Consider the following 22793-nt stretch of genomic DNA (forward strand, 5'->3'; position numbering starts at 1 on the left):
AAACCCTATTATGAAAACGAAAGTCTTTAAAATTACAATGCTTTTCGTTGCGGCTTCAGCCTTGATTTTGTCAAGCTGTAGCAGTGATGATGGAGATACTGGCCCTACCTGTAGTGACGGTATCCAAAACGGAATAGAAACTGGTGTAGACTGCGGCGGTACTTGCCCGAACACATGTGAGGTAGAACCAACTTGTACTGATGGTATTCAGAACGGTGATGAAACTGGTGTTGACTGTGGTGGTTCTTGCGATGCTTGTCCTGCTGAATCAGTTGATTTAACTACAATGAGCCCTATTACTGCTGACATGACCTTAGATGCAGCTGTTGAATACACTTTATCTGGTCAAGTAAGTGTTGAAAGTGGTGCAACCTTAACTATACCAGCTGGTACGGTTATTACTGCTGCTGCTGCCTCTGGTGATGAGACTAGTACTTATTTGGTTATTCAAAAAGGTGGTGCTATTGATGTTCAAGGTACTTCTTCTAGTCCTGTAATAATGACTTCAAGCAACGAAACTCCTGGTGACTGGGGTGGTTTAGTTGTTGCTGGTAACGCTACTACTACTAAAGGTGTAGATGCTACTGCTGAAGTTGGTGAAATTACTTATGGTGGTACTGATGATGCTGATAGCTCTGGTAGCATTGAATACTTAATTATCAACTATGCTGGTGCTCAAATTAATCCTGAGTCTCAATACAACGGTCTTACTTTATATGCTGTAGGTTCTGAAACTACTATCGAAAACGTAGCTATCTTAAATGGTACTGACGATGGTGTTGAATTCTTTGGTGGAACTGTTTCTGCTTCTAAATTCTACTTAGAAAACAACCAAGATGATGCTGTTGACTGGACAGAAGGTTGGAACGGTACATTAACTGATGCTTATGTGTTACATACTGAAGCTGGTTTCTCTACGGCTGTTGAAGCTGATGGTGATAACAACAACCCATCTTTAGTAAACTTTACTGCGGTTTCTACTGTTGGTGGTACTGCTTTACAATTCAAAAAAGAATCTGGTGCTACAATCACTGGTCTTTCTTTAACTGGTTATGACACTTCTATCGACTATAGAGATGGTGGTGCTGTTACTAACGTAACTATCGAAGGTGAAACTTCTAACCCTGCCTTATCTTATGTTGCTCCTGCTACTGTTGATGTTGATATCTTTAGCTGGGTAGGCACTAACAATACTGTTGAAAGTAACGTATTAAGCGGTGCTATAGGTTCTGATTTAACTTTAGACCCTGCAATTGATTACTTCCTAGAAGGTAATTTAAGTATCGAATCTGGTGCTACATTAACTATCCCTGCTGGTACAAGAATTGTTGCTGATGTTCAGGCGGGTGAAGAAACTAGTACGTATATCGTAGTTCAAAAAGGAGCTCAAATTGATGTTCAAGGTACTGCTGCTGAGCCAGTAATTATGACTTCTGTTAGCGAAACTCCTGGTGACTGGGGTGGTTTAGTTATCGCTGGTGACGCTACTACTACTAAAGGTGTAGATGCTACTGCTGAAGTTGGTGAAATTACTTATGGTGGTACAAATGACACAGATAGCTCTGGTAGCATTGCATACTTAATTATCAACTATGCTGGTGCTCAAATTAATCCTGAGTCTCAATACAATGGTCTTACTTTATATGCTGTAGGTTCTGAAACTACTATCGAAAACGTTGCTATCTTAAATGGTACTGACGATGGTGTTGAATTCTTTGGTGGTACTGTTTCTGCTTCTAAATTCTACTTAGAAAACAACCAAGATGATGCTGTTGACTGGACAGAAGGTTGGAACGGTACATTAACTGATGCTTATGTGTTACATACTGAAGCTGGTTTCTCTACGGCTGTTGAAGCTGATGGTGATAACAACAACCCATCTTTAGTAAACTTTACTGCGGTTTCTACCGTTGGCGGTACTGCTTTACAATTCAAAAAAGAATCTGGTGCTACAATCACTGGTCTTTCTTTAACTGGCTATGACACTTCTATCGACTATAGAGATGGTGGTGCTGTTACTAACGTAACTATCGAAGGTGCTACTTCTGACCCAGCATTAACTTATGAAGGTCCTGCCACTGTAAGTGCATCTTTATTTTCTTGGGCTACTGGTAACGCTGAAGCGCAATCAGCAGTTTTAACTGGTTCAGTTTCAGGTGCTGTAACTCTTGATGCAAACATCACTTACTTTTTAAATAGCTCTTTAAGCGTTGAAGATGGTGGTTCATTAACTATCCCAGCGGGTACTTTAATCGTTGCTGATTCAGAAGCTGGTGAAGAAACTAGTACGTACATTGTTGTTCAAAAAGGTGGTACTATTGATATTCAAGGTACAGCTGCAAATCCAGTAGTAATGACTTCTGCTAACGAAACTCCTGGTGACTGGGGTGGTTTAGTTATCGCTGGTGACGCTACTACTACTAAAGGTGTAGATGCTACTGCTGAAGTAGGTGAAATTGCTTACGGTGGTACTAACGATGCTGATAGCTCTGGTAGCATTGAATACTTAATTATTAACTATGCTGGTGCTCAAATTAATCCTGAGTCTCAATACAACGGTCTTACTTTATATGCTGTAGGTTCTGAAACTACTATCGATAACGTAGCTATCTTAAATGGTACTGACGATGGTGTTGAGTTCTTTGGTGGAACTGTTTCTGCTTCTAACTTTTATTTAGAAAATAACCAAGACGATGCTATCGACTGGACAGAAGGTTGGAACGGTACATTAACCAATGCTTATGTTTTACATACTGAAGCTGGTTTCTCTACTGCTGTTGAAGCTGATGGTGATAACAACAACCCTTCTTTGGTGAATTTAACTTGTGTATCTTCTGTTGGAGGTACTGCTTTACAATTCAAAAAAGAATCTGGTGCTACTATTACTGGTCTTTCTTTAACTGGTTATGATACTTCTATCGACTATAGAGATGGTGGTGCTGTTACTAACGTAACTATCGAAGGTGCTACCTCTGACCCAGCATTAACTTATGAAGGTGCTGCAACTGTTGATGTAGCTATTTTTGACTGGGCATCTAACTAAGTTTTAGCAACTAATTATATTCTAAAGCCTCGCAAATGCGGGGCTTTTTTTATGTCTTAGCTTTATTTTTATCAATTATTCTTTTTAATACTTCGATGAACTACACCAATCTTCGGTCAAGTACTGCATTTCATCGATCTTTTTAATTTTTGTCCCTCGCTAACCTTTCTATCTGAGGAGGTTATGACTATATTTGTGGCATACCCTTTGATAACTTACTTGCATGAAGAAACTTTACCTAACGCTTTTCTTATTCTTTGCAGTAGCATCAATGGCCTTTGGTCAACTAGATCAAACCTCATCAGATATTGATGGATTAAAGTTATATCCCAACCCAACTACTTCTGGTAAAATATTTATTAGTACTGCGCAAAATGCTGCTAAACAGATTGCTGTTTTCGACGTTCTTGGAACAAAAGTTTTAGAAACTACACTTCTTGGTAAGGAACTGAGCTTAGCCGAATTAAAAAAAGGAGTTTATATAATTAGGGTTGTTGAGAAAGATAATGTAGCCACTCGAAAGCTAATTATTAAGTAATTACTTACATTTCAAATATTTTAAAGCACACTTTGTCGGTTATTTTTAACCGTTAGTAGACAAGACCAACAGTATTCTTACATACACAACATAAACTATACACAATCATAGTCTAGACGTAATTTTGTTGTGCAGTTCCCCAAATTTTAATGCATGAAACAATTTTACTTTTTTTTCCTACTTATGAGCATCCCAATAGTTGTTGCTGGACAAGATTTGGTTTCAGTAAACAACAAAAATTTTGAAGAAATTAAGGGGCTTAGGTTATATCCTAATCCGGCTTACGGAAACGAAGTTTACATTACTACTAAAAGTAATGATGATAAAGAAATAAAGGTTTTTGATGTTTTTGGTGAGGTAGTATTATCTAACAAGTTAGAAAACAATACGCTCAACATCACTAATCTTACCCCAGGTATCTATGTGGTACAGGTAGAAGAAAACAAAAAAACAATTACCAGAAAACTGGTAGTTAAATAAACCAATTTCAATATTAACTATGAGCCTTGATTTATCGTCAAGGCTTTTTTTATTCGCTAATTTTGCACCATGCAGCAAAGTTTAGAGGCATCCATATTTAAAATTAACACTACATCAGAATTTGATGCATTGGCTTTAAAAGTATTTGAATTTCAATATCATACTAATAGTATTTACAAAAGATATTGTGATTTAATAGGCGTTAACGTCAATTTTATAAAAACACCTTATCAAATACCTTTTCTTCCTATTGAATTTTTTAAAAATCATAAAATAGTAAGTACTACAACTAAACCAGAAATAGAATTTACCAGTAGTGGTACTACTGCCACCGGCACAAGCAAACATTTAGTTTCTAACTTAAGACTTTACGAGCAAAGCTTTATCAAAGGTTTTGAGTACTTCTATGGTCCTATTGAGGAGTACTGTATTCTTGCCTTGCTACCTGCCTATTTAGAACGCCAAGGCTCTTCTTTGATTTATATGGTAGAGTCTTTTATGCAGCGTTCTAAACATTTAGAAAATGGGTTCTTTCTCTACAATCATGACACGCTCTACTCCAAATTACAGCAACTTGAAAAAATCAAACAAAAAACCTTGCTCATTGGTGTTTCTTTTGCGCTTCTAGACTTTGTAGAATCCTATAAAACAAAGCTAAATAATACAATTGTGATGGAGACAGGCGGAATGAAAGGTAGAAGAAAAGAAATTCTTAGAGATGAACTTCACCAAATTCTTAAAGCTGGTTTTGGAGTAAGTGATATACACTCAGAATACGGAATGACAGAATTGCTTTCTCAAGCGTATTCTAAAGGCAAAGGAATATTTGAAACTCCACCATGGATGCGAATTTTCTCTAGAAATACAGAAGACCCCCTAACGCTACAAAATAAAGGCACCACCGGCGGACTAAATATTATTGATTTAGCTAACCTAAATTCGTGTTCCTTTATTGCTACACAAGACCTTGGCCGAGTTCACAGAAATGGTGACTTTGAAGTTATTGGCAGGTTTGACCACTCTGATATTAGAGGATGCAATCTAATGGCCATGTAACCACAACTGCCATACTTACAATACTTTAAGCTTTCTATACAATTTAACCTGATTGATTTTAAGAATGGTCTATCTTAAAAATTCAACCAATCTATATATAATATGAAACGCAAGCAATTTATTAAAACAAGTCTAACGGTAACTTCCGCGGCACTAGTTACACCCGTTTTTGGTTCTAGAACATCATTAAAAAAGAATTTAGACCCAAAAATTGTTAGAGCTAAAGAGGGTAAACAAGTTAATGTTATTGGAGATCAACAAACATTTAAATTAACTGGTGAAGACACCGACGGACAATTTACGCTTATTGAAGAAGTAAATCCTCCGGGAACCATGATACCCCCTCATGTACACACTAAAGAAGACGAAATTTTTAAGGTTCTTGAAGGTGAGCTAGAGGTTACTGTAGGTAGTAATACTACTATTTTAAAAGCTGGAGATTTGGCGTTTGCCCCAAAAAACATTCCACATTCGTGGAAAGTTGTAGGGGAGATACCTTGCAAAACTATACTCAGCGCATTCCCCTCAGGAATAGAATTAATGTTTGAAGAATTGGGAGCATTACCTCCAGGAAAACCAGATTTTCCAAAAGTGGCTGCTATTTGCAATCGCTACGGTATCTCTTTCTTAACCGCTTAGTTCTATTTTACAATAAGAATAAAGTAGTTCTTTTTACCTCGTTGAAGTAAGACAAATTTATCACTAATAAGGTCGGTAGTGGTTATGGTATAACTCTCACCGACTTTTTCTTTATTTACAGAAATTGAGTTTTGCTTCAACTCGCGTCTAGCTTCACCATTGGAACTTAAAAAACCTGTCTTAGCTGCTAAGGCTCCAATCATATCTAGCCCTTCTGTAATATCATCTTTAGAAATTTCGGCTTGTGGAACACCCTCAAATACATCTAAAAATGTTTTTTCATTAAGCTGCTTTAAATCCGCTGAAGTAGACTTGCCAAATAGAATATTACTAGCCTTTACTGCATTTTCTAAATCTTCTGCTGAATGCACCATAGTAGTAACCTCTTCGGCCAATTTTTTCTGAAGTTGTCGTAAATGCGGTTCTTTTTTATGCTTAGCAACTAATTCTTCAATTTCGTCTTTACTTAAGAATGTAAATATCTTTATATACTTTTCAGCATCTTCATCTGAAGTATTTAGCCAATATTGATAAAAACGGTATGGTGAAGTTCGTTCTGGGTCTAACCAAACGTTGCCACCTTCTGTTTTTCCAAATTTTGTTCCGTCTGCTTTTGTTATCAGTGGGCAAGTCAATGCAAAACCTTTACCACCGCCAATACGTCTTATAAGTTCAGTACCTGTAGTTATGTTACCCCATTGGTCACTACCACCCATTTGCAGGGTGCAATTGTGCGCTTTGAATAGGTGCAAAAAATCATACCCTTGTACTAACTGATACGTAAATTCAGTAAAAGACATACCTTCTTTTGCTTCGGCAGAAAGTCTTTTTTTAACTGAATCTTTAGCCATCATGTAATTAACCGTAATATGCTTACCTACATCACGAATGAAATCTAGAAAAGAAAAATCTTTCATCCAATCGTAATTATTCACAAGTAAAGCTGCATTAGGAGCATCACTATCAAAATCTAAAAATTTAGACAACTGATTTTTTATGGCTTCTTGATTATGCCTTAAAGTGGCTTCATCTAACAAGTTACGTTCTGCAGATTTTCCAGAAGGGTCTCCAATCATTCCCGTTGCTCCTCCTACTAAAGCCAGTGGCCTATGACCTGCTAATTGAAAATGTCTTAGTAACATTACCCCAACTAAATGACCAATATGTAAAGAGTCTGCTGTTGGGTCAATGCCCACATACGCAGATTGCATACCTTCTAATAAATGTTCTTCGGTACCTGGCATAACATCATGTAACATTCCTCTCCAGGTAACTTCTTCAACAAAATTCTTCTGCATTTCTAAGCTTATTATGTATTGGATTTGCAAATATAGAATCTTGGTTGGGCTTCAGCGTAATTTATTTAGCTACTTTTAAGCATGATTTTAGTTACAGGAGCAACAGGTCTTGTTGGAGCGCATTTATTACACCGCCTAGTTCTTAAAGGTGAAAAAATCAGAGCCGTTTATAGAACAGAAAAACGGCGTTCTCAAGTTGAAAAAATCTTTAGTTATTATAGCGAAAACTCAAAAGAATTAATTGAGAAAATAGAATGGTTGCCATGTGATATTACTGATGTACCCAAACTTAGTAAAGCGTTTAAAAACATCACCAAAGTCTACCATTGCGCTGCCTTTATCTCATTTGATCCCAGTAAATTATCTCAACTAACAAAAACAAATATCGAAGGCACCGCTAATATTGTAAACTTGGCTATTGCTAATAAGGTAGCTAAAATCTGCTATGTAAGTTCCATTGCCACTTTAGGTTTACCAAAAAAAGATGAAGAAATTGATGAAAATACCGAATGGAACCCCACGAGCGCAAATGTATATTCTTTAACAAAATACGATGCTGAATTAGAAGTTTGGAGAGGTACTCAAGAAGGAGTACCAGCGGTAATTGTAAATCCTGGTGTTATTTTAGGACCTGGAACTTGGAAAAGAGGTAGTGGTTCTTTTTTTAGTCGGTATTCTAGAAAACAAAACTACGCCTTACCGGGAAGCACAGGCTATATTGGCGTAGATGATGTAGTTGCAGTAATGACATTTTTAATGGATGCTGAAATAGAAAATGAAAGATTTGTCTTGGTCGCTGAAAATCTGCCATTCAAAACTGTACAAACACAAATTTTAAAGGCCTTTGGTTTACCTGCACCAAAGTATATGATTAAACCTTGGCAGCTTCAAGTATTCTGGAGACTAGATTGGCTACGGCATAAAATAACCGGCTCTAGAAGGGTTTTATCTAAAAATTTAGCCAATACCATACCTACTCACAGCACATATTCAGGTGAAAAATTAAAACAGTTTTATCCCGAGAAATTAGAACCGATACAAGAAGTAATTAAAAAATGTTGTGCTATTTACGTTCAGGAACATTAGCACTCCTTAATTTTTGAATGCTATCTGAGCGTTTTTCATTAGCCGCTTTTATACTATCTGCTCTTTTCTTTCTAGCCTCATCATACACTTCAGAAGCTGCCAAAAGTCTACTTTCGACTTCTTCATACATTAGTTGATATTCTAACGGTATAGAAGCATAATATTTATCACTACTAACATATTGCATACTATCTATACTGTGTTTTTTAAACAGGTACGGCATAATCTCATCAATGTTATTCTCTTTTAACGATGCGGGATTTGTTGAACGTATACTGTTATAGATAGCCAAATCGTAATAAATGGCTATCATCTTTTCTTTTTCAATAAGATTATTAGGCTCTTCTACCACTTTTTCACCACAAGAAAAAGCCAAAATCACCAATAAAAGAAAACAAAACTTTTTCATTAATCTCTATCAAATGTAAGACGGCGCCCTGCTTTTTGTTTATTTACCTTGCCATTTTCGTAAGCTAAAAATCCATTAACAAAGGTGCGCTTTACTTTGTGATCAAAGGTAACACCTTCAAAAGGTGACCATCCACATTTATACAAAATATTAGCTTTTTTAACCTGCCATTTAGAATTTGGCGCAACCTCAACAAGGTCAGCAAAATAGCCTTCTTTAATATATCCTCTTTTTTCAATATCAAATAATAATGAAGGATTATGGCACATTTTTTCAACCACTTTTTCTATACTTATTTTACCCTCTGTATAACTCTGCAGCATTGCAGGTAGCGCATGTTGCACTAAAGGACCACCTGAAGGCGCTTTAGTATACACATTCTGCTTTTCGTCCCAAGTATGCGGAGCATGGTCTGTTGCTACAACATCAAACCTATCATCTAGTAGGGCTTCCCATAACGCTGTTCTGTCTTTTGCAGTTTTTACAGCAGGGTTCCACTTTATTAATGTGCCTTTTTCTTGATAATCTTCATCTGAAAACCACAAGTGATGAATACATACTTCTGAGGTAATTTTTTTATCCTTTAAAGGAATAGTATTGTCAAATAAGAATGTTTCTTTACCTGTAGAAACGTGAAAAACATGAAGCCTCGCTCCTGTTTTTTTAGCTAGCGCTATAGCTCTAGAAGAAGATAAATAACAAGCTTCTTCACTACGTATAATAGGATGATATTTTATTGGAATATCATCACCATACTTTTCTTTATAAATTGCTAAATTATTTCTGATTGTAGTTTCATCTTCACAATGAGCAGAAATGACCATTTGGGTGTTCTTAAAGATGTTTTCAATAACCTGTTCATCATCTACCAACATGTTACCTGTTGAAGAACCTAAAAACAACTTAATTCCAGAACAACTTTTAGGGTCAACTTTTTTTAATTCTTCTAAATTGTCATTGGTGCCACCAAACAAAAATGAGTAATTGGCGTAAGACGAAGCTGCCGCCATTTGAAATTTTTCTTCTAATTTTTCAATGGTGGTAGTTTGCGGATTGGTATTAGGTTGCTCCATAAAGGAAGTAATACCCCCTGCAATAGCCGCGCTACTTTCTGTTGCAATAGTACCTTTGTGGGTTAATCCTGGTTCTCTAAAATGTACTTGGTCATCAATAACACCAGGAATCACCCAGTTTTCTTCGCAGTCAATAGTTTTAATGTTAGCTTCCGTAATGTTCGAATCTAATCGCTCTATATATTCACCATGAATTAAAATATCTTGAACTTTTACCGTTCCTTCATTTACAGTTTTTGCATTTTTAAGTAGCACTTTACTCATCTTACTGAAAACTTTTTTTATCGAAAATACTCCTAAATCGCATTTTTACAACTCCAAAAATAGCTTCCTTAATAATAGAGGTATTCATTTTAGATTGGCCGTTAACCCGGTCTGTAAATACAATCGGAATTTCTTTTAAATTGAATTTTTTTAGATAGGCTCTATATTTCATCTCTATTTGAAATGCATACCCAATAAATCGAACCTTATCTAAATTAATAGCTTCTAACACCTTTCGTTGATAACAAACAAAACCTGCGGTTGGGTCATGCACTCGCATACCAGTTATTAACTTAACATACCAAGATGCACCATAAGAAAGTAGTATTCTATTCAATGGCCAATTAACAACGTTAACTCCTTTTATATACCGTGAACCAATAGCGATGTCAGCACCATTTAAACATGCTCGGTGTAAGCGCAACAGATCACTTGGAGTATGAGAAAAATCTGCGTCTATTTCAAAAATATAATTGTAGTGTTTTTCTAACGCCCATTTAAAACCGTGAATATACGCCTTACCTAATCCTGATTTTCCTGGTCTAACTTCTAAGAACAAACGCTCTCCAAATTTGGTCTGTAATTCTTGTACAACTTGCGCTGTACCGTCTGGCGAATTATCGTCTACTACCAAAATGTGAAAAGGGGTTTTTAAATCTAAAATGGTCCTTATAATGGCTTCAATATTCTCAATTTCATTATAAGTTGGTATGATAACAAGACAGTCTGACACTGGACAAATTTTAGCTTGTAAAAATAAGGGTTTGTAAAGATATGTAATTAAGCTACCAAACCACGGCAAAGGCTTTTGTAAATTTGTACTTTAAATTAAATCAACCATGCAGAAATACTTCCCTCGGCTTTTTCTATTACTCTTGGGATTACTGTTTTTAATCAACCTTCTACAAAGCAATTTTACACAGTTGATTTATGATGAAGCCTATTATTGGTACTATGCTCAACATATGGCATGGGGTTATTTTGACCATCCGCCAATGATAGCGGGCATGATTAAGCTAAGTAGCTGGATAGCTACTGGTGAATTAGGGGTTAGATTGGTTACCACCGTATTCAGCGTGGGTACATTAGCATTACTATGGTTACAAATAGACCATAAAGACAAAAACAAAAACATACCCTTGTTCTTTCTTTTAGTCTTTGCTATGCCTTTACTCAATGCCTACGGTTTTTTTACACTACCAGACACCCCATTGCTATTTTTCTCAGCGCTTTTTTTACTAATCTATAAACGGTTTTTAGTAGAACCATCTTGGACTAAAGCCCTTGTAATGGGCATTGTAATGGCTGCCATGATGTATAGTAAGTACCATGCAGCTTTAATCATAATTTTTGTGCTACTTTCTAATATTTCTCTTTTAAAAAATAAGTATGCATGGGCCGCTGTTAGTGTAGCTTTATTAAGTTTTGTGCCACACTTTATTTGGCTAAATAAAAACGATTGGGTTACTATATTTTTTCATATTTACGAAAGACCCAATCAAGCATACACTTTTACAGGAAATACCCTAGGCTATCTAGTAAACCTTATTGCAAATTTTGGATTGCTTTTTCCTTTTGTTTATTGGGCACTTTATAAAACTAAAATCACAGATAAATACACTAAAGCACTAGTTTACTTAAGTGTAGGGTTTATTCTGTTTTTCTTTATTTCAACATTTAATAGACGTTCTCAAGCCCAATGGGTTATTGCCCTTTGTATACCGTTAACAGTACTAACCTACAATTGGTTACTACAAAATACAAAAGCAAGAATTTGGACGTTTCGTTTAGGAATAGCCAGTTTATTACTTCTATTGTATGCTAGAGTTTGGCTCATTTACCAACCCTTATTACCAAAGGTTTTTGAGACCCATGGTAATAAAGCATTTACTGAACGTATTTTAGAAAAGGCGGACGGCGCAGCAGTAATTTTCGAGAATAGTTACCGTAGAGCATCAATGTTTAGTTTTTACGCTGGTCAACCTTCTTTCAGTTTAAACAATCTGTTTTATCGTTACAATCAATATGCGCTTGATGATTCTGAAAACTACTTTCAGGCCAAAAGAGTGGCGTATATTTCTCCGCATTATCCTGCAAAAGATTTTAAAGTAATGTATAAGGATAGTAGTTCGTTTAATGGAACTTTTATCGACAATTTTACTTCTTACCGAAAATTAAAAGTAATTATTCCAGAAGATGAGGTTTTACTAGACGTAAACCCTATTGAAATAAAGATTTATAATCCTTACAAGGTTGATATACCTGTAGATTCTTTGAAATTTTACGGTGGATTTACAGATGGGTATAAGAAAATGCAAAAATCTTATCCATTAGAACTCAACAAAGAATATTCACAGCTGCTATTAAAACAAGATACTACTACAGTGCATGTAAATATACCTAGTCTGCCAGAAAACGATTTTGAATATATTAGATTTGGCATTTTAGAGAATAATCTTTTTCCTGGAATAAACAGTAAACCCTATAAACTAGTATCTGGTGGAGGCAATAACTAGACAGATTCAAAATCTTGACCTGGTAACACTATTGTTATTTGTTTCGCTATGCGCCTTTGCAGGAGCTAAAATTTTTGACAAAAATAAATTTGGAGTTTATATAATTCTTCCTGTAAACAACAAATACTTAACCATTCACAATAAAAAAGGAAAACTAATTTCTTGGTTTCATTTACTAAATACAGCTTTTCAACTTCTTAACTTTTCAATTTTCGGGTATTTAACTATTAAAGTTTTTACTGCTAATCAATACTTAGAATTAAAAGACTTGCTCTGGTATTTGCTTTTATGTCTCTTCTTTTTTGTAATGGTTAAGTTGATTTTACAGCTTTTAACTGGTTATATTTTTAATATTGAAAACCGAATTTTAGAATATATTTTCAACAAACAATCTTATTTTAATTATAGTGCCCTTATAGCCTGTGTAGGAAACATTATTTTGGCGTATGTATTACCAGAATCTGTAACTGTGGTATACCTCATTATTGGGCTTATTTTTCTACTAAATATTGTAGGATTAGTTAATACAATAAAAACCCATCAAATCTATATTAAGTCTCACTTGTTGTATTTTATTTTGTACCTTTGCGCACTTGAAATTGCACCCCTAGTAATTTTTGGTAGCTATCTAAAAGGTTGAAACAGATGAAAGTAAAGACGATTTTGGTTTCACAACCAGAACCGAAAATGGAAAACTCTCCTTACTCACGACTTATTGACAAGGAAAAGGTAAAAGTTGATTTTAGACCTTTTATTCATGTAGAAGGTGTTCCTGCAAAGCAAGTACGTGAGCAAAAGATTGATTTATCTCAATTTACGGCTATAATTTTAACTAGTCGTAATTCTGTGGACCATTTCTTTAGAATTGCTGAAGAAATGCGTTTTAAAGTTCCAGACAGTATGAAATATTTCTGCCAGTCTGAAGCGGTTGCCTATTACCTTCAAAAGTATGTGGTTTACCGTAAGCGTAAAATTTATGTTGGTAAACGGTTGTTCAGTGATCTTACTCCAATGTTTAAAAAATATAAAGACGAAAAGTTTTTATTACCATCATCAGATGTTTTAAAAGCAGACGTTCCTAAGGTTTTAGACGATTTAAAATTAGATTGGATAAGAGGTGTTTTTTATAAAACTGTTATTAGCGACCTTTCTGATTTAAGAAATGTGTATTATGACATTCTTGTTTTCTTTAGTCCTTCTGGTATAGAATCATTACTTCAAAACTTTCCAGATTTTGAACAAAACAATACAAGAATAGCGGTCTTTGGTAATAGTACTGTTAAAGCAGCCACGACTGCTGGTTTACGAATAGACATTCAGGCTCCGACACCAGAAACACCGTCGATGACAATGGCATTGCAGAAGTACATTTCTGACGCCAACAAATAAATTAAAAAACCCAACTTAAAAAGTTGGGTTTTTTTATGCTCTTTTACTTACCTCCATCCAATTTATCTTGTAACTTTTTCAACTCATCCCACTTACCTTGATGGGCAAGTTTAGCCTGTTTAGGCCATGAGTTTGGTTTGTGCATGCGATATCTTGAACCTGCATTCTCCAAAATTGTAGCTAAGGTTTTTACCTTTGCTTCACTTAACAGTTTAAAGGTATTTATTCCGTTTTCTGCCAGCAAACCAGCAATTTTAGGACCTATTCCTTCAATTTTTGTTAAATCTTCTTTATTAGATTTTTTAACCGCCCTTTTAGGTTTAACCACATTTGTTAAATCAACTACACTATTATCAATTCCGTGAAAAGGCGATGGTACATAAGAATCTGCGGCATCGTCATTAAACCAAGTAAAATCTAAGTTTACATACCTAAATTCATATTTACTACCATTTTTTAAAGTTACCTTTCTAACATAAGAACCCCTTTTCTTTTCCATTTTAAAATCTTCATCTGCCATTCTCCAATTATTGAAGTCTCCAATTAGGAATATATCTGATTCTGACGGAATGTTATTTGGGTCTAGCTTAAAGGTAACCTCAGTATGTTTACCATCTTTAGTAATATTTTTTTTAAGTGCCATAATATGTGGATTAGATTACAAACAAAAGTACTATTACAATTAACACGCAATCAACTATTTGAGTAAAATAATTGTAAGCTTTTACAATTCCACACAACTCAAATAATACTAAAAAGCGTATCGCTGCGGACCTCCTCGTCTTATTTCTTCACTAGCGTAGGCCTCAAACTTTTTAAAATTATTTCTAAACGCATTAGATAACTTAAATGCCGTTGTGTAATACGCTTGGTCATCATTCCAAGTAGCTCTTGGACTTAATACCTTCGTAGGCACACCCGGACATTCTCTTGGTTGTGCTACCCCAAAAACTGAATGTATGTGATAATTATCGTAGCTATACAGACCTAATTCACCACTTAACGCTGCGCTTATCATTGCTCTGGTGTATTTAAGTTCCATACGCGTACCAACTCCATAAGGTCCACCGGTCCAACCAGTATTAATTAACCATACATCAACCCCAGATTTTTTCATCTTCTTGCTTAACATTTCAGCATAAACCGTAGGATGCAATGGCATAAATGGTGCACCAAAACATGCTGAAAAAGAGGGTTGCGGCTCTACAACACCTGCTTCTGTACCTGCAACTTTTGCAGTATACCCAGAAATAAAATGGTATGCCGCCTGTGATGGCGTTAATTTTGAAATTGGAGGTAGCACACCAAATGCATCTGCTGTTAAAAAGAAAATATTTTTTACGTTTTCACCAATCGAAGGTTCTTGAATATTTTCTATATGATAGATGGGATAGCTAACTCGCGTATTCTGAGTTATAGAAGTATCTGCAAAATTTACATTACCACTATCATCCATAATCACATTTTCTAAAATGGCCCCTTTTTTAATTGCGCCATAGATTTCTGGTTCTTTTTCTGCAGATAGGTTAATTACTTTGGCATAGCAACCACCTTCAAAATTAAAAACAGAATTATCTGGTGTCCAACCATGTTCATCATCTCCAATCAGCTTTCTATTTGGGTCTGTAGAAAGTGTGGTTTTACCTGTACCTGAAAGCCCAAAGAATATAGCGGTATCACCATCTTCGCCTACATTGGCAGAACAATGCATAGGCAATACATTCTTAAATGTTGGTAAAATAAAGTTTAAAGCTGAAAAAATACCTTTCTTAATTTCACCGGTATAGCCAGTTCCACCAATAAGCGCAATTTTTCTAGTAAAGTTCAAAATGGCAAAATTGTGTTGTCTAGTGCCATCTTCTTCTGCATTAGCCATAAAACCAGGAGCGTTAACCACCGTCCATTCGGGTTCAAAATTGTCTAGTTCAGCTTCGGTAGGTCTTAAAAACATGTTGTATGCAAACATATTTGACCATGGGTATTCATTGATTACCCTTAGATTCAATTTATAGTTTGCATCAGCGCATGCATAAGCATCTCTAACGTATAATTCTTTATTGTTTAAATAAGAAATTACCTTATCATATAACTTATCAAACGCTTCTGGTTCAAAAGGTATATTAATATCTCCCCACCAAATTTTCTCCTTAGTTATTGCATCTTTTACAATAAATCGGTCTTTAGGAGAACGACCGGTAAATTCTCCTGTATTGATAGCAATTGCACCAAGAGAAGACTCTTTTCCTAAGTCTTTATCGAGTATTTCTTGATGTAGTTCGTTTGAGGTTAATTGGTATTTAATGTTTTCGTGAGTAATTCCGTAAGTTTTTAACGAAATCGTTTTCGAAGTCTGGGCAGAATTTGCCATGTAAAATATAATTTGAAGTTTAGTTACTACAAAACTATAGATTTTTAACAGTACAGCCCTTTAATTTTGGATTTATAACATTAATTATTGGTTAAAATGCGAAATAGTAAATAACCCCATCCTCCTATTAACATTGTACCACCTATTGGAGTGATAATTCCGATTTTTCTAAAATCAAAGGCAGTTAAATTGTTGGTTGCTAGTAGATAAATTGAAAAAGAAAACAAGATTACACCTAAAGTTATAAGAATATAAACTGGCTTTTTAGCTACTTCATTTAAAGTTAATACACTTAAAAAAATTAAAAATAAAGCATGATACATTTGATACTTTACCCCTGTCTCAAAGGTGTTTAATTCTTCTGGTGATAGTACTTTTTTGAGTCCGTGTGCTCCAAAAGCACCCAAAACCACAGCAAGTATGCCAAAGACTAATCCTGTAATTAAAATTGTTTTATTCATAACTTTTTATCGTCTTTTTATTAGAAAATATAACAAGTTGCTATTTTAGAACTCTGAAAACAAAAATACACCTATGTCTAGAAATATATTAGTTATTGGAGCTGGTAAATCTACTGCTCATTTACTTGATTACTTTTTTGATAAATCAGAAGAGGAGCAACTTTACATTACCATAGCTGATTTAAACCCAGACAACCTGCCTGAACATATTAGAAATCATAAAAATTGTAATCCTGTTAAACTAGATATTACAGATGTTAATGCCAGAAATATTTGCATTGAAAAGGCGGACATTGTGGTTTCTATGCTTCCTGCCCGTATGCATTTAATAGTAGCACAAGATTGTTTAACATTTAATAAAAACCTCATAACCGCTTCTTATGTAAGCAATGATCTCTTAAAACTAGATGAGGAAGTTAAAAAGAAAGGTCTTGTTTTTATGAATGAAATTGGTCTTGACCCTGGTATTGACCATATGAGTGCCATGGAAGTTATTGATAGAATACGTGCTAAAGGCGGTAAAATACTGCTTTTTGAATCTTTTACAGGTGGATTAGTAGCACCTGAAAATGATAATAACCTATGGAATTATAAATTTACATGGAATCCAAGAAATGTGGTGTTAGCCGGTCAGGGCGGTGCTGCAAAATTTATACAAGAGGGTACTTATAAATACATTCCTTACCACAAACTATTCAGACGTACAGAATTTTTAGATATAGCTGGGTATGGAAAATTTGAAGGCTATGCTAACAGAGACTCATTAAAGTATAGAGAAGCTTATGGGTTAACTAATGCGTTAACTCTTTATAGAGGCACTATGCGTAGAGTAGGATTTTCAAAAGCATGGAATATGTTTGTACAATTAGGAATGACAGATGATTCTTATCAGATTGAGAATACAAACGGTATGTCTTACAGAGAATTTGTAAATCTGTTTTTACCATACTCCCCTACAGATTCTGTTGAATTAAAACTAAGACATTACCTTAAAATTGATCAAGATGATATTATGTGGGAAAAATTAGAAGAACTCGATTTGTTCAGCCCTTCTAAAAAAATTACCATTGAAAACGCTACACCTGCACAATGTTTACAAACTATTTTGGAAAATAGCTGGACACTTGGTAGCAATGAAAAAGACATGATTGTGATGTACCATAAATTTGGTTATGAACTAAACGGAGTAAAGAAACAAATAGATGCCAACATGGTGGTTTTAGGCGAAAATAAATCTCATACTGCTATGTCTAAAACTGTTGGGTTACCCGTTGCTATAGCCACCCTGCAAATACTCAATAAAAAAATTACCAAACCTGGCGTTCAAATACCTATTACCAAAGAAGTGTATGAACCTATTCTCAATGAACTTAAAAAGTACGATATCATTTTTAATGAGTTCGAAGTACCGTATTTAGGTTATAATCCTGACTCAGTAGCAAGTTAACAATTGATTGTAGTTTGCTATCTTTAGTTATAATTTGAAAGCTAAAGATGAAATCTTCGAACACAACAATAAAAATAGACGGAATCGACAAGAAAATTCTAAGATACTTAATGGATGATGCCAGAAAACCAATCTTAGAAATTGCCCGAAACATTGGAATTTCTGGTGCTGCTATTCATCAACGTTTACGAAAATTAGAATCTTCTGGTCTAATTGCAGGCTCCAAATTTGTGGTGAATCCTAGAGTTCTTGGATATTCAACCATGGCTTATATTGGCATTTATTTAGATAGAGCAATGAGTAACCCAAAAGCCGTAAAGGCATTAGAAAAAATCCCCGAGGTATTAGAGTGTCATTATACTACAGGTAACTGGTCTATTTTAATAAAAGTGTTATGTAAAGATAACGAGCACCTTATGCATGTCTTAAACAAAAAGATTCAACAAATTGAAGGGGTATCAAGAACTGAAACCTTTATTTCTTTAAACCAACAAATAGACCGACAAATTGAAATTTAACTTGATTCAGTCTAAATAAGCATTATATTTGCGTTCATGCTTTTATTAGAAAAGTCAACATATTATTCGGTTCATCAATCTGAAACTAAACGTTTGTTTCATGTAGATTTTGGACAAAAAGTTGTTAAGCTCAACTTTTGTCAAATGCTTGCACTTAGAGAAAAAGTGAATGCCATTCAGTTAGATTTACTTTTTGATAGCGAAGTAAACAAGCATGGTTTACATATGTTAACCCTTTGCAACAACGAACACCTTTTTGTTCTTAGCATTGAACAGGTGATAGATTTAGTAAGATTAGTGCACAATAGTTTTGCCGCTATGGGACTTTCACAAAAATACGTTCCCGTTTCGTTATAATTAATTTATATTAAGTCTTAAATCATTTACAAAGTAGAACCCGTAGTACTTTTTTGGGTTTGCATTTTGTATTTTTATATTTCAAAATTGGAAACAATGAAAGATATTGCAAGACAACAGTTAAGCATACAAGTTGAGTCTATGGATTTGCTTAACAACCAAATAAAAATGGAGGCACACGCCTCTGCCACATACTTAGCCATGGCATCTTGGTGTGAACAAAATGGTTTTTTTACCAGCGCTAAATTCTTTTTTAAACAATCAGAAGAAGAACGTGAGCACATGATGAAGATTTTTCATTTTTTGGTAGATGTAGGTGGTAATCCTATTTCGCCAGAAGTAACAGGAATTAATCATGAATTTTCTTCAATTTTAGAAGTATTTGAATCTGCCTTAGAACATGAAGTTAAGGTTACAGAATCTATAAAGAACATTGTCAAAAAAGCTAGACAATCTCTAGATATTACAACAGAACGCTTTTTAGATTGGTTTATATTAGAGCAAGTAGAAGAAGAAAATACGGTTCGTGATATTGTTGACATGATTGAACTTACTGGCATGGAAGGTGTTGGCAAACAAATGATAGATGATAAAGTAGCTGATTGGATTGAATAGTTCTATTCCAAAAAGTTTACAAATTAGGGTAAGCAGTTATGAATATAAAACCATAACTGCTTACCTTTTTTTATGTCTTTTTTTCTTTCAATTCAATATTTACGGCCAATTAACCTATCCTGAAAAACAATATAAAAATCAAATAGAAATTGGTCATGACAATGACTTTTTTGTAGTTACAGACCGGTATTATTCTTCTGGCTTGTTTTTAACCTACAGAAAACTTCTTAAGAATACACTAGTTACTCCAGCAGAACAACTAGAATTTAGTTTAGCTCAAGAAATGTATACGCCGAAATATACACTTTCAACTGATGTTAACGATTTTGATAGACCCTATGCTGGTTTTCTCGGGGTTACCACTAAATGGTCTGCACCATTTAAAAATCAGATGAGCAACGTAGCTGTTTTAGTAGGTTTAGCTGGACCCGCTAGTGGAGCTGGTCAACTTCAAAAGTGGTATCATAAGGCCGTGGCTATTTCTGATTCTCCATTATGGATAGATGAACTCAACAACTCGTTTCACTTAAATATCTATTACCAACATGTTTTTGAATGGAAGATAGCCCCAAACCCATTTGGAATATTTATGGCGTTTACACCTAAACTTGCTGCTGGCTCAAGAGACATCTACATTCAACCGGAAGGTGTTTTCTATTTTGGTCGACGTAACGAACTCAAAAATAGTATTGCCTATAATCGATTGGGTAGTAATAATCGTGAAATTTACTTTTCACTTCGTTTTGCTTATCGGAGTGTTTTCTACAATGGTTTAATTCAAGGCAATGGATTCAACACAACCTCTAGCTTTACCACTGAAAGCGCCAAATATCTCTTCATTGGTGGATTTGACTTTAATCATCGTTTTAATAAAAATGATTTTAAAGTAGGTATTCGCTATAATACCAAAGAAACACCGCTAGCAGACAAACACATCTATTTTAAACTTGGCTATGCTTTAGCTTTTTAATAAAAAAAGCCAGTATCCAAAACATACCGGCCATAATTTTTAAGGGAACTAAAAGTAATTAGTCTCTACCCCCTAATACTTGTAAGCCCCAATATACCAAGGTAGCTAAAGACCCTATTGCAGCAACTAAATATGTTCTAGCTGCCCATTTTAATGCGTCTTCTGAACCTTTATATTCTTGTTGGGTCACCATATTTTTTTGCTGTAACCAGACTAAGGCTCTTTTACTAGCATCATATTCTACAGGTAAAGTAATAAAACTAAATAGTGTTGCAGCTGCCATCATTACTAAACCAGCAACAGCTATCCAATAGCCCATTCCTACTCCTGCAGCTGCCCCTAAGGCAAGTCCGCCAAATACTACCCAGGTAGACATACCAGAAGTAACGCTAACAACCGGTACTAATTTTGAACGCATGGTTAACCATTCATATGCTTGTGCATGCTGTACAGCGTGACCAACCTCGTGAGCTGCCACAGCTGCTGCAGCTGCGTTTCTTTGACTGTAAACAGCTTCACTTAAGTTTACCGTTTTGTTTTTAGGATTATAATGGTCAGTTAATCTACCAGGTGTAGAAATAACCTTTACATCTCGTATACCATGGTCGTCTAACATTTTTTGAGCTATCTCAGCTCCGCTCATTCCGTTTTGTAAATGAACCTTTGAATAATGCTTGAACTTACTTTTTAATCGTGAACTAACTAACCAGCTTATTAGCGCTATTGCACCGATTAATATATAATATCCTGTCATAGTGTTTAATTTTTACCTTTTAAATATACTATTATATAACAAAAATCTAGCCAATTCTTTTTTTAACTGAAATCTGACAAAAAGACAACTGTAAAAAAAAGGCCCATGAATTAACATGGGCCCCTTTTGACTGAATTAACTATAAAACTAAACCGAAAATCTTCTATACCAATACGGGCTCATTCCAATTAAAAGCCTCTATAATTTCTTTATATATTATTTTACCCTCTACAACATTTAAACCTTTTTCTAAAGACTTATCTTGCCTACATGCTGCTTGCCAACCTTGATTTGCCAATTTTAAAACATATGGTAAGGTTACATTTGTCAACGCTATAGTAGAGGTATATGGCACTGCTCCTGGCATGTTTGCCACACAATAGTGAACTACATCATCTATTACATAAACAGGCTCTTGATGCGTTGTTGCTCTTGTAGTTTCTACACACCCACCTTGATCTACAGCAACATCTACAATCACTGTACCTGGACGCATTTCTTTTAACATGTCACGAGTAATTAGGTTAGGTGCTTTTTTACCTTTGAGTAGTACACCACCTATAATTAAATCGTGTGTTTTAATATGATTTCTTATACTAAGTTCTGTAGAGTAATCTGTAACTACATGATTAGGCATTACATCATTAACATAACGCAACCTTTTCATGTTAACATCCATAATAGTTACATGAGCTCCAAGTCCTGCCGCCATTTTAGCGGCCTGAATACCTACAGTACCCGCACCTAATACTAACACTTTACCAGGAGCAACTCCTGGCACCCCGCCCAATAATACACCACGACCTTTTTCTGGTTTTTCTAAATATTTAGCACCTTGCTGAATTGCCATTCTACCTGCAACCTCAGACATTGGTGTTAATAAAGGTAAAGACCCATCTTCATCTTCAACCGTTTCATAAGCTATACAGATGGATTTGCTGTCAATCATAGCTTTGGTCAAGGGTTCACTCGAGGCAAAATGAAAATAAGTAAAAACCACTTGTCCTTTTTTTATGAGACCATACTCTTCGTCGATGGGTTCTTTAACCTTTACAATCATATCACTTATAGCATATATCTGACCTATAGTATCTAGAATCTGAGCACCTGCTTCTTGATAATCTTTGTCAAAAAATCCACTTCCCTCACCCGCGCTTGCTTGCACATACACTGTATGGTTGTTTTTTACCAATTCAAAAACGCCAGAGGGAGTCATACCCACTCTGCTTTCATTGTTCTTTATTTCTTTTGGAACACCTACTATCATTTCGTTTTGTTTTTGTTTGTGCATCAAAACTGGTTCAAAAATAAACTTTAAAACAATATACTCGACAAAATGTAGGGTAAAAATCGACAAAAAGATGTTTTTTTATTTTTTACCCCCTTTTTTATAGGGGTATAAAATTATTATTAATATATTTTTTAGAATAAACCTGTGTTTTTAAAGGGTAAAATCTTTTTAGGCTAACAAATAATTATTTTTAGCAATAATTAGTAGTATTTGTTTCTGTT

General features: G+C 34.9%; 23 protein-coding genes. 14 read left to right on the top strand and 9 right to left on the bottom strand.

The annotated features are described in order from the left end of the window. Window positions 1-10 precede the first annotated feature (10 nt). From H5V42_RS04805 to H5V42_RS04825, 5 genes are all read left to right on the top strand, one after another. On the top strand, window positions 11-3043 hold the full coding sequence (locus H5V42_RS04805) for a beta strand repeat-containing protein (RefSeq protein WP_185781991.1): 3033 nt from the start codon (window positions 11-13) through the stop codon (window positions 3041-3043). A gap of 223 nt (window positions 3044-3266) precedes the next feature. Continuing rightward, entirely contained in the window at window positions 3267-3581 is a 315-nt protein-coding gene (locus H5V42_RS04810; RefSeq protein ID WP_185781992.1) for a T9SS type A sorting domain-containing protein, read from the top strand. A 183-nt stretch (window positions 3582-3764) separates the two neighbouring features. Further along, window positions 3765-4061 (top strand): T9SS type A sorting domain-containing protein, encoded by a 297-nt coding sequence (locus tag H5V42_RS04815; RefSeq protein ID WP_229665604.1) that lies wholly within the window; start codon window positions 3765-3767, stop codon window positions 4059-4061. A gap of 69 nt (window positions 4062-4130) precedes the next feature. Then, entirely contained in the window at window positions 4131-5117 is a 987-nt protein-coding gene (locus tag H5V42_RS04820; protein WP_185781994.1) for a LuxE/PaaK family acyltransferase, read from the top strand. Window positions 5118-5219: 102 nt separating this feature from the next. Next, a complete protein-coding gene (locus H5V42_RS04825) occupies window positions 5220-5756 on the top strand; it encodes a cupin domain-containing protein (protein WP_185781995.1) in 537 nt (178 codons plus the stop codon). A 2-nt stretch (window positions 5757-5758) separates the two neighbouring features. Here H5V42_RS04825 and tyrS read toward each other — a convergent pair whose 3' ends face one another. Continuing rightward, window positions 5759-7054, bottom strand: a complete 1296-nt coding sequence (gene tyrS, locus H5V42_RS04830) for a tyrosine--tRNA ligase (protein WP_185781996.1) — start codon at window positions 7052-7054, stop codon at window positions 5759-5761. 81 nt (window positions 7055-7135) lie between these two features. On the opposite strand from tyrS, the gene H5V42_RS04835 reads away from it, so the two are divergent. Further along, window positions 7136-8140: an NAD-dependent epimerase/dehydratase family protein gene (locus tag H5V42_RS04835; protein ID WP_185781997.1), complete on the top strand. Its 1005-nt coding sequence runs from the start codon at window positions 7136-7138 to the stop codon at window positions 8138-8140. On the opposite strand, the gene H5V42_RS04840 is transcribed toward H5V42_RS04835, so the two are convergent. The 3 genes from H5V42_RS04840 to H5V42_RS04850 are packed head-to-tail and all read right to left on the bottom strand — an operon-like array spanning window position 8118 to window position 10619. Beyond that, window positions 8118-8549, bottom strand: a complete 432-nt coding sequence (locus H5V42_RS04840; protein ID WP_185781998.1) for a DUF4296 domain-containing protein — start codon at window positions 8547-8549, stop codon at window positions 8118-8120. The genes H5V42_RS04835 and H5V42_RS04840 overlap by 23 nt on opposite strands. Then, window positions 8549-9886, bottom strand: coding sequence for a dihydroorotase (locus H5V42_RS04845; protein WP_185781999.1), 1338 nt, complete (start codon window positions 9884-9886; stop codon window positions 8549-8551). Before H5V42_RS04845 ends, H5V42_RS04840 begins: the two co-directional genes overlap by 1 nt. Window position 9887: 1 nt before the next feature. Then, a complete protein-coding gene (locus H5V42_RS04850; RefSeq protein ID WP_185782000.1) occupies window positions 9888-10619 on the bottom strand; it encodes a polyprenol monophosphomannose synthase in 732 nt (243 codons plus the stop codon). Window positions 10620-10725: 106 nt separating this feature from the next. Between H5V42_RS04850 and H5V42_RS04855 the strand changes: the two genes are divergently transcribed. Genes H5V42_RS04855 through H5V42_RS04865 form a run of 3 tightly spaced genes read left to right on the top strand, consistent with a single transcriptional unit; the run spans window position 10726 to window position 13791 of the window. Then, entirely contained in the window at window positions 10726-12402 is a 1677-nt protein-coding gene (locus H5V42_RS04855; protein ID WP_185782001.1) for an ArnT family glycosyltransferase, read from the top strand. Next, complete coding sequence (locus H5V42_RS04860; protein WP_185782002.1) at window positions 12386-13042, top strand: DUF4271 domain-containing protein; 657 nt, start codon at window positions 12386-12388, stop codon at window positions 13040-13042. Before H5V42_RS04855 ends, H5V42_RS04860 begins: the two co-directional genes overlap by 17 nt. 5 nt (window positions 13043-13047) lie before the next feature. After that, window positions 13048-13791, top strand: a complete 744-nt coding sequence (locus H5V42_RS04865) for a uroporphyrinogen-III synthase (RefSeq protein ID WP_185782003.1) — start codon at window positions 13048-13050, stop codon at window positions 13789-13791. A gap of 43 nt (window positions 13792-13834) precedes the next feature. On the opposite strand, the gene H5V42_RS04870 is transcribed toward H5V42_RS04865, so the two are convergent. The 3 genes from H5V42_RS04870 to H5V42_RS04880 form a co-directional block, all read right to left on the bottom strand. After that, window positions 13835-14434, bottom strand: coding sequence for a helix-hairpin-helix domain-containing protein (locus H5V42_RS04870; protein WP_185782004.1), 600 nt, complete (start codon window positions 14432-14434; stop codon window positions 13835-13837). A 108-nt stretch (window positions 14435-14542) separates the two neighbouring features. Beyond that, window positions 14543-16159, bottom strand: a complete 1617-nt coding sequence (gene pckA, locus H5V42_RS04875) for a phosphoenolpyruvate carboxykinase (ATP) (protein WP_185782005.1) — start codon at window positions 16157-16159, stop codon at window positions 14543-14545. A gap of 80 nt (window positions 16160-16239) precedes the next feature. Continuing rightward, on the bottom strand, window positions 16240-16620 hold the full coding sequence (locus H5V42_RS04880; protein WP_185782006.1) for a DUF423 domain-containing protein: 381 nt from the start codon (window positions 16618-16620) through the stop codon (window positions 16240-16242). 73 nt (window positions 16621-16693) lie between these two features. Here H5V42_RS04880 and H5V42_RS04885 point away from each other — a divergent pair, with 73 nt between their 5' ends. The 5 genes from H5V42_RS04885 to H5V42_RS04905 all read left to right on the top strand — a co-directional run bounded on the left by H5V42_RS04885 (window position 16694) and on the right by H5V42_RS04905 (window position 20527). After that, window positions 16694-18067 (top strand): saccharopine dehydrogenase family protein, encoded by a 1374-nt coding sequence (locus tag H5V42_RS04885; protein WP_185782007.1) that lies wholly within the window; start codon window positions 16694-16696, stop codon window positions 18065-18067. Between the two features lie 47 nt (window positions 18068-18114). Further along, on the top strand, window positions 18115-18585 hold the full coding sequence (locus H5V42_RS04890) for an Lrp/AsnC ligand binding domain-containing protein (RefSeq protein WP_185782008.1): 471 nt from the start codon (window positions 18115-18117) through the stop codon (window positions 18583-18585). 36 nt (window positions 18586-18621) lie between these two features. Beyond that, window positions 18622-18942 (top strand): hypothetical protein, encoded by a 321-nt coding sequence (locus H5V42_RS04895; protein WP_185782009.1) that lies wholly within the window; start codon window positions 18622-18624, stop codon window positions 18940-18942. A 96-nt stretch (window positions 18943-19038) separates the two neighbouring features. Continuing rightward, window positions 19039-19557 (top strand): ferritin, encoded by a 519-nt coding sequence (locus H5V42_RS04900; protein WP_185782010.1) that lies wholly within the window; start codon window positions 19039-19041, stop codon window positions 19555-19557. Next, window positions 19550-20527, top strand: a complete 978-nt coding sequence (locus tag H5V42_RS04905; RefSeq protein WP_185782011.1) for a lipid A-modifier LpxR family protein — start codon at window positions 19550-19552, stop codon at window positions 20525-20527. Before H5V42_RS04900 ends, H5V42_RS04905 begins: the two co-directional genes overlap by 8 nt. A gap of 58 nt (window positions 20528-20585) precedes the next feature. Here H5V42_RS04905 and H5V42_RS04910 read toward each other — a convergent pair whose 3' ends face one another. Continuing rightward, on the bottom strand, window positions 20586-21281 hold the full coding sequence (locus tag H5V42_RS04910; protein ID WP_185782012.1) for a zinc metallopeptidase: 696 nt from the start codon (window positions 21279-21281) through the stop codon (window positions 20586-20588). Window positions 21282-21444: 163 nt separating this feature from the next. After that, a complete protein-coding gene (ald, locus tag H5V42_RS04915) occupies window positions 21445-22548 on the bottom strand; it encodes an alanine dehydrogenase (protein ID WP_185782268.1) in 1104 nt (367 codons plus the stop codon). Between the last annotated feature and the right edge of the window lie 245 nt (window positions 22549-22793).

The organism is Croceivirga lutea (genome assembly GCF_014235875.1).
Classification (GTDB): Bacteria; Bacteroidota; Bacteroidia; order Flavobacteriales; family Flavobacteriaceae; genus Croceivirga; species Croceivirga lutea.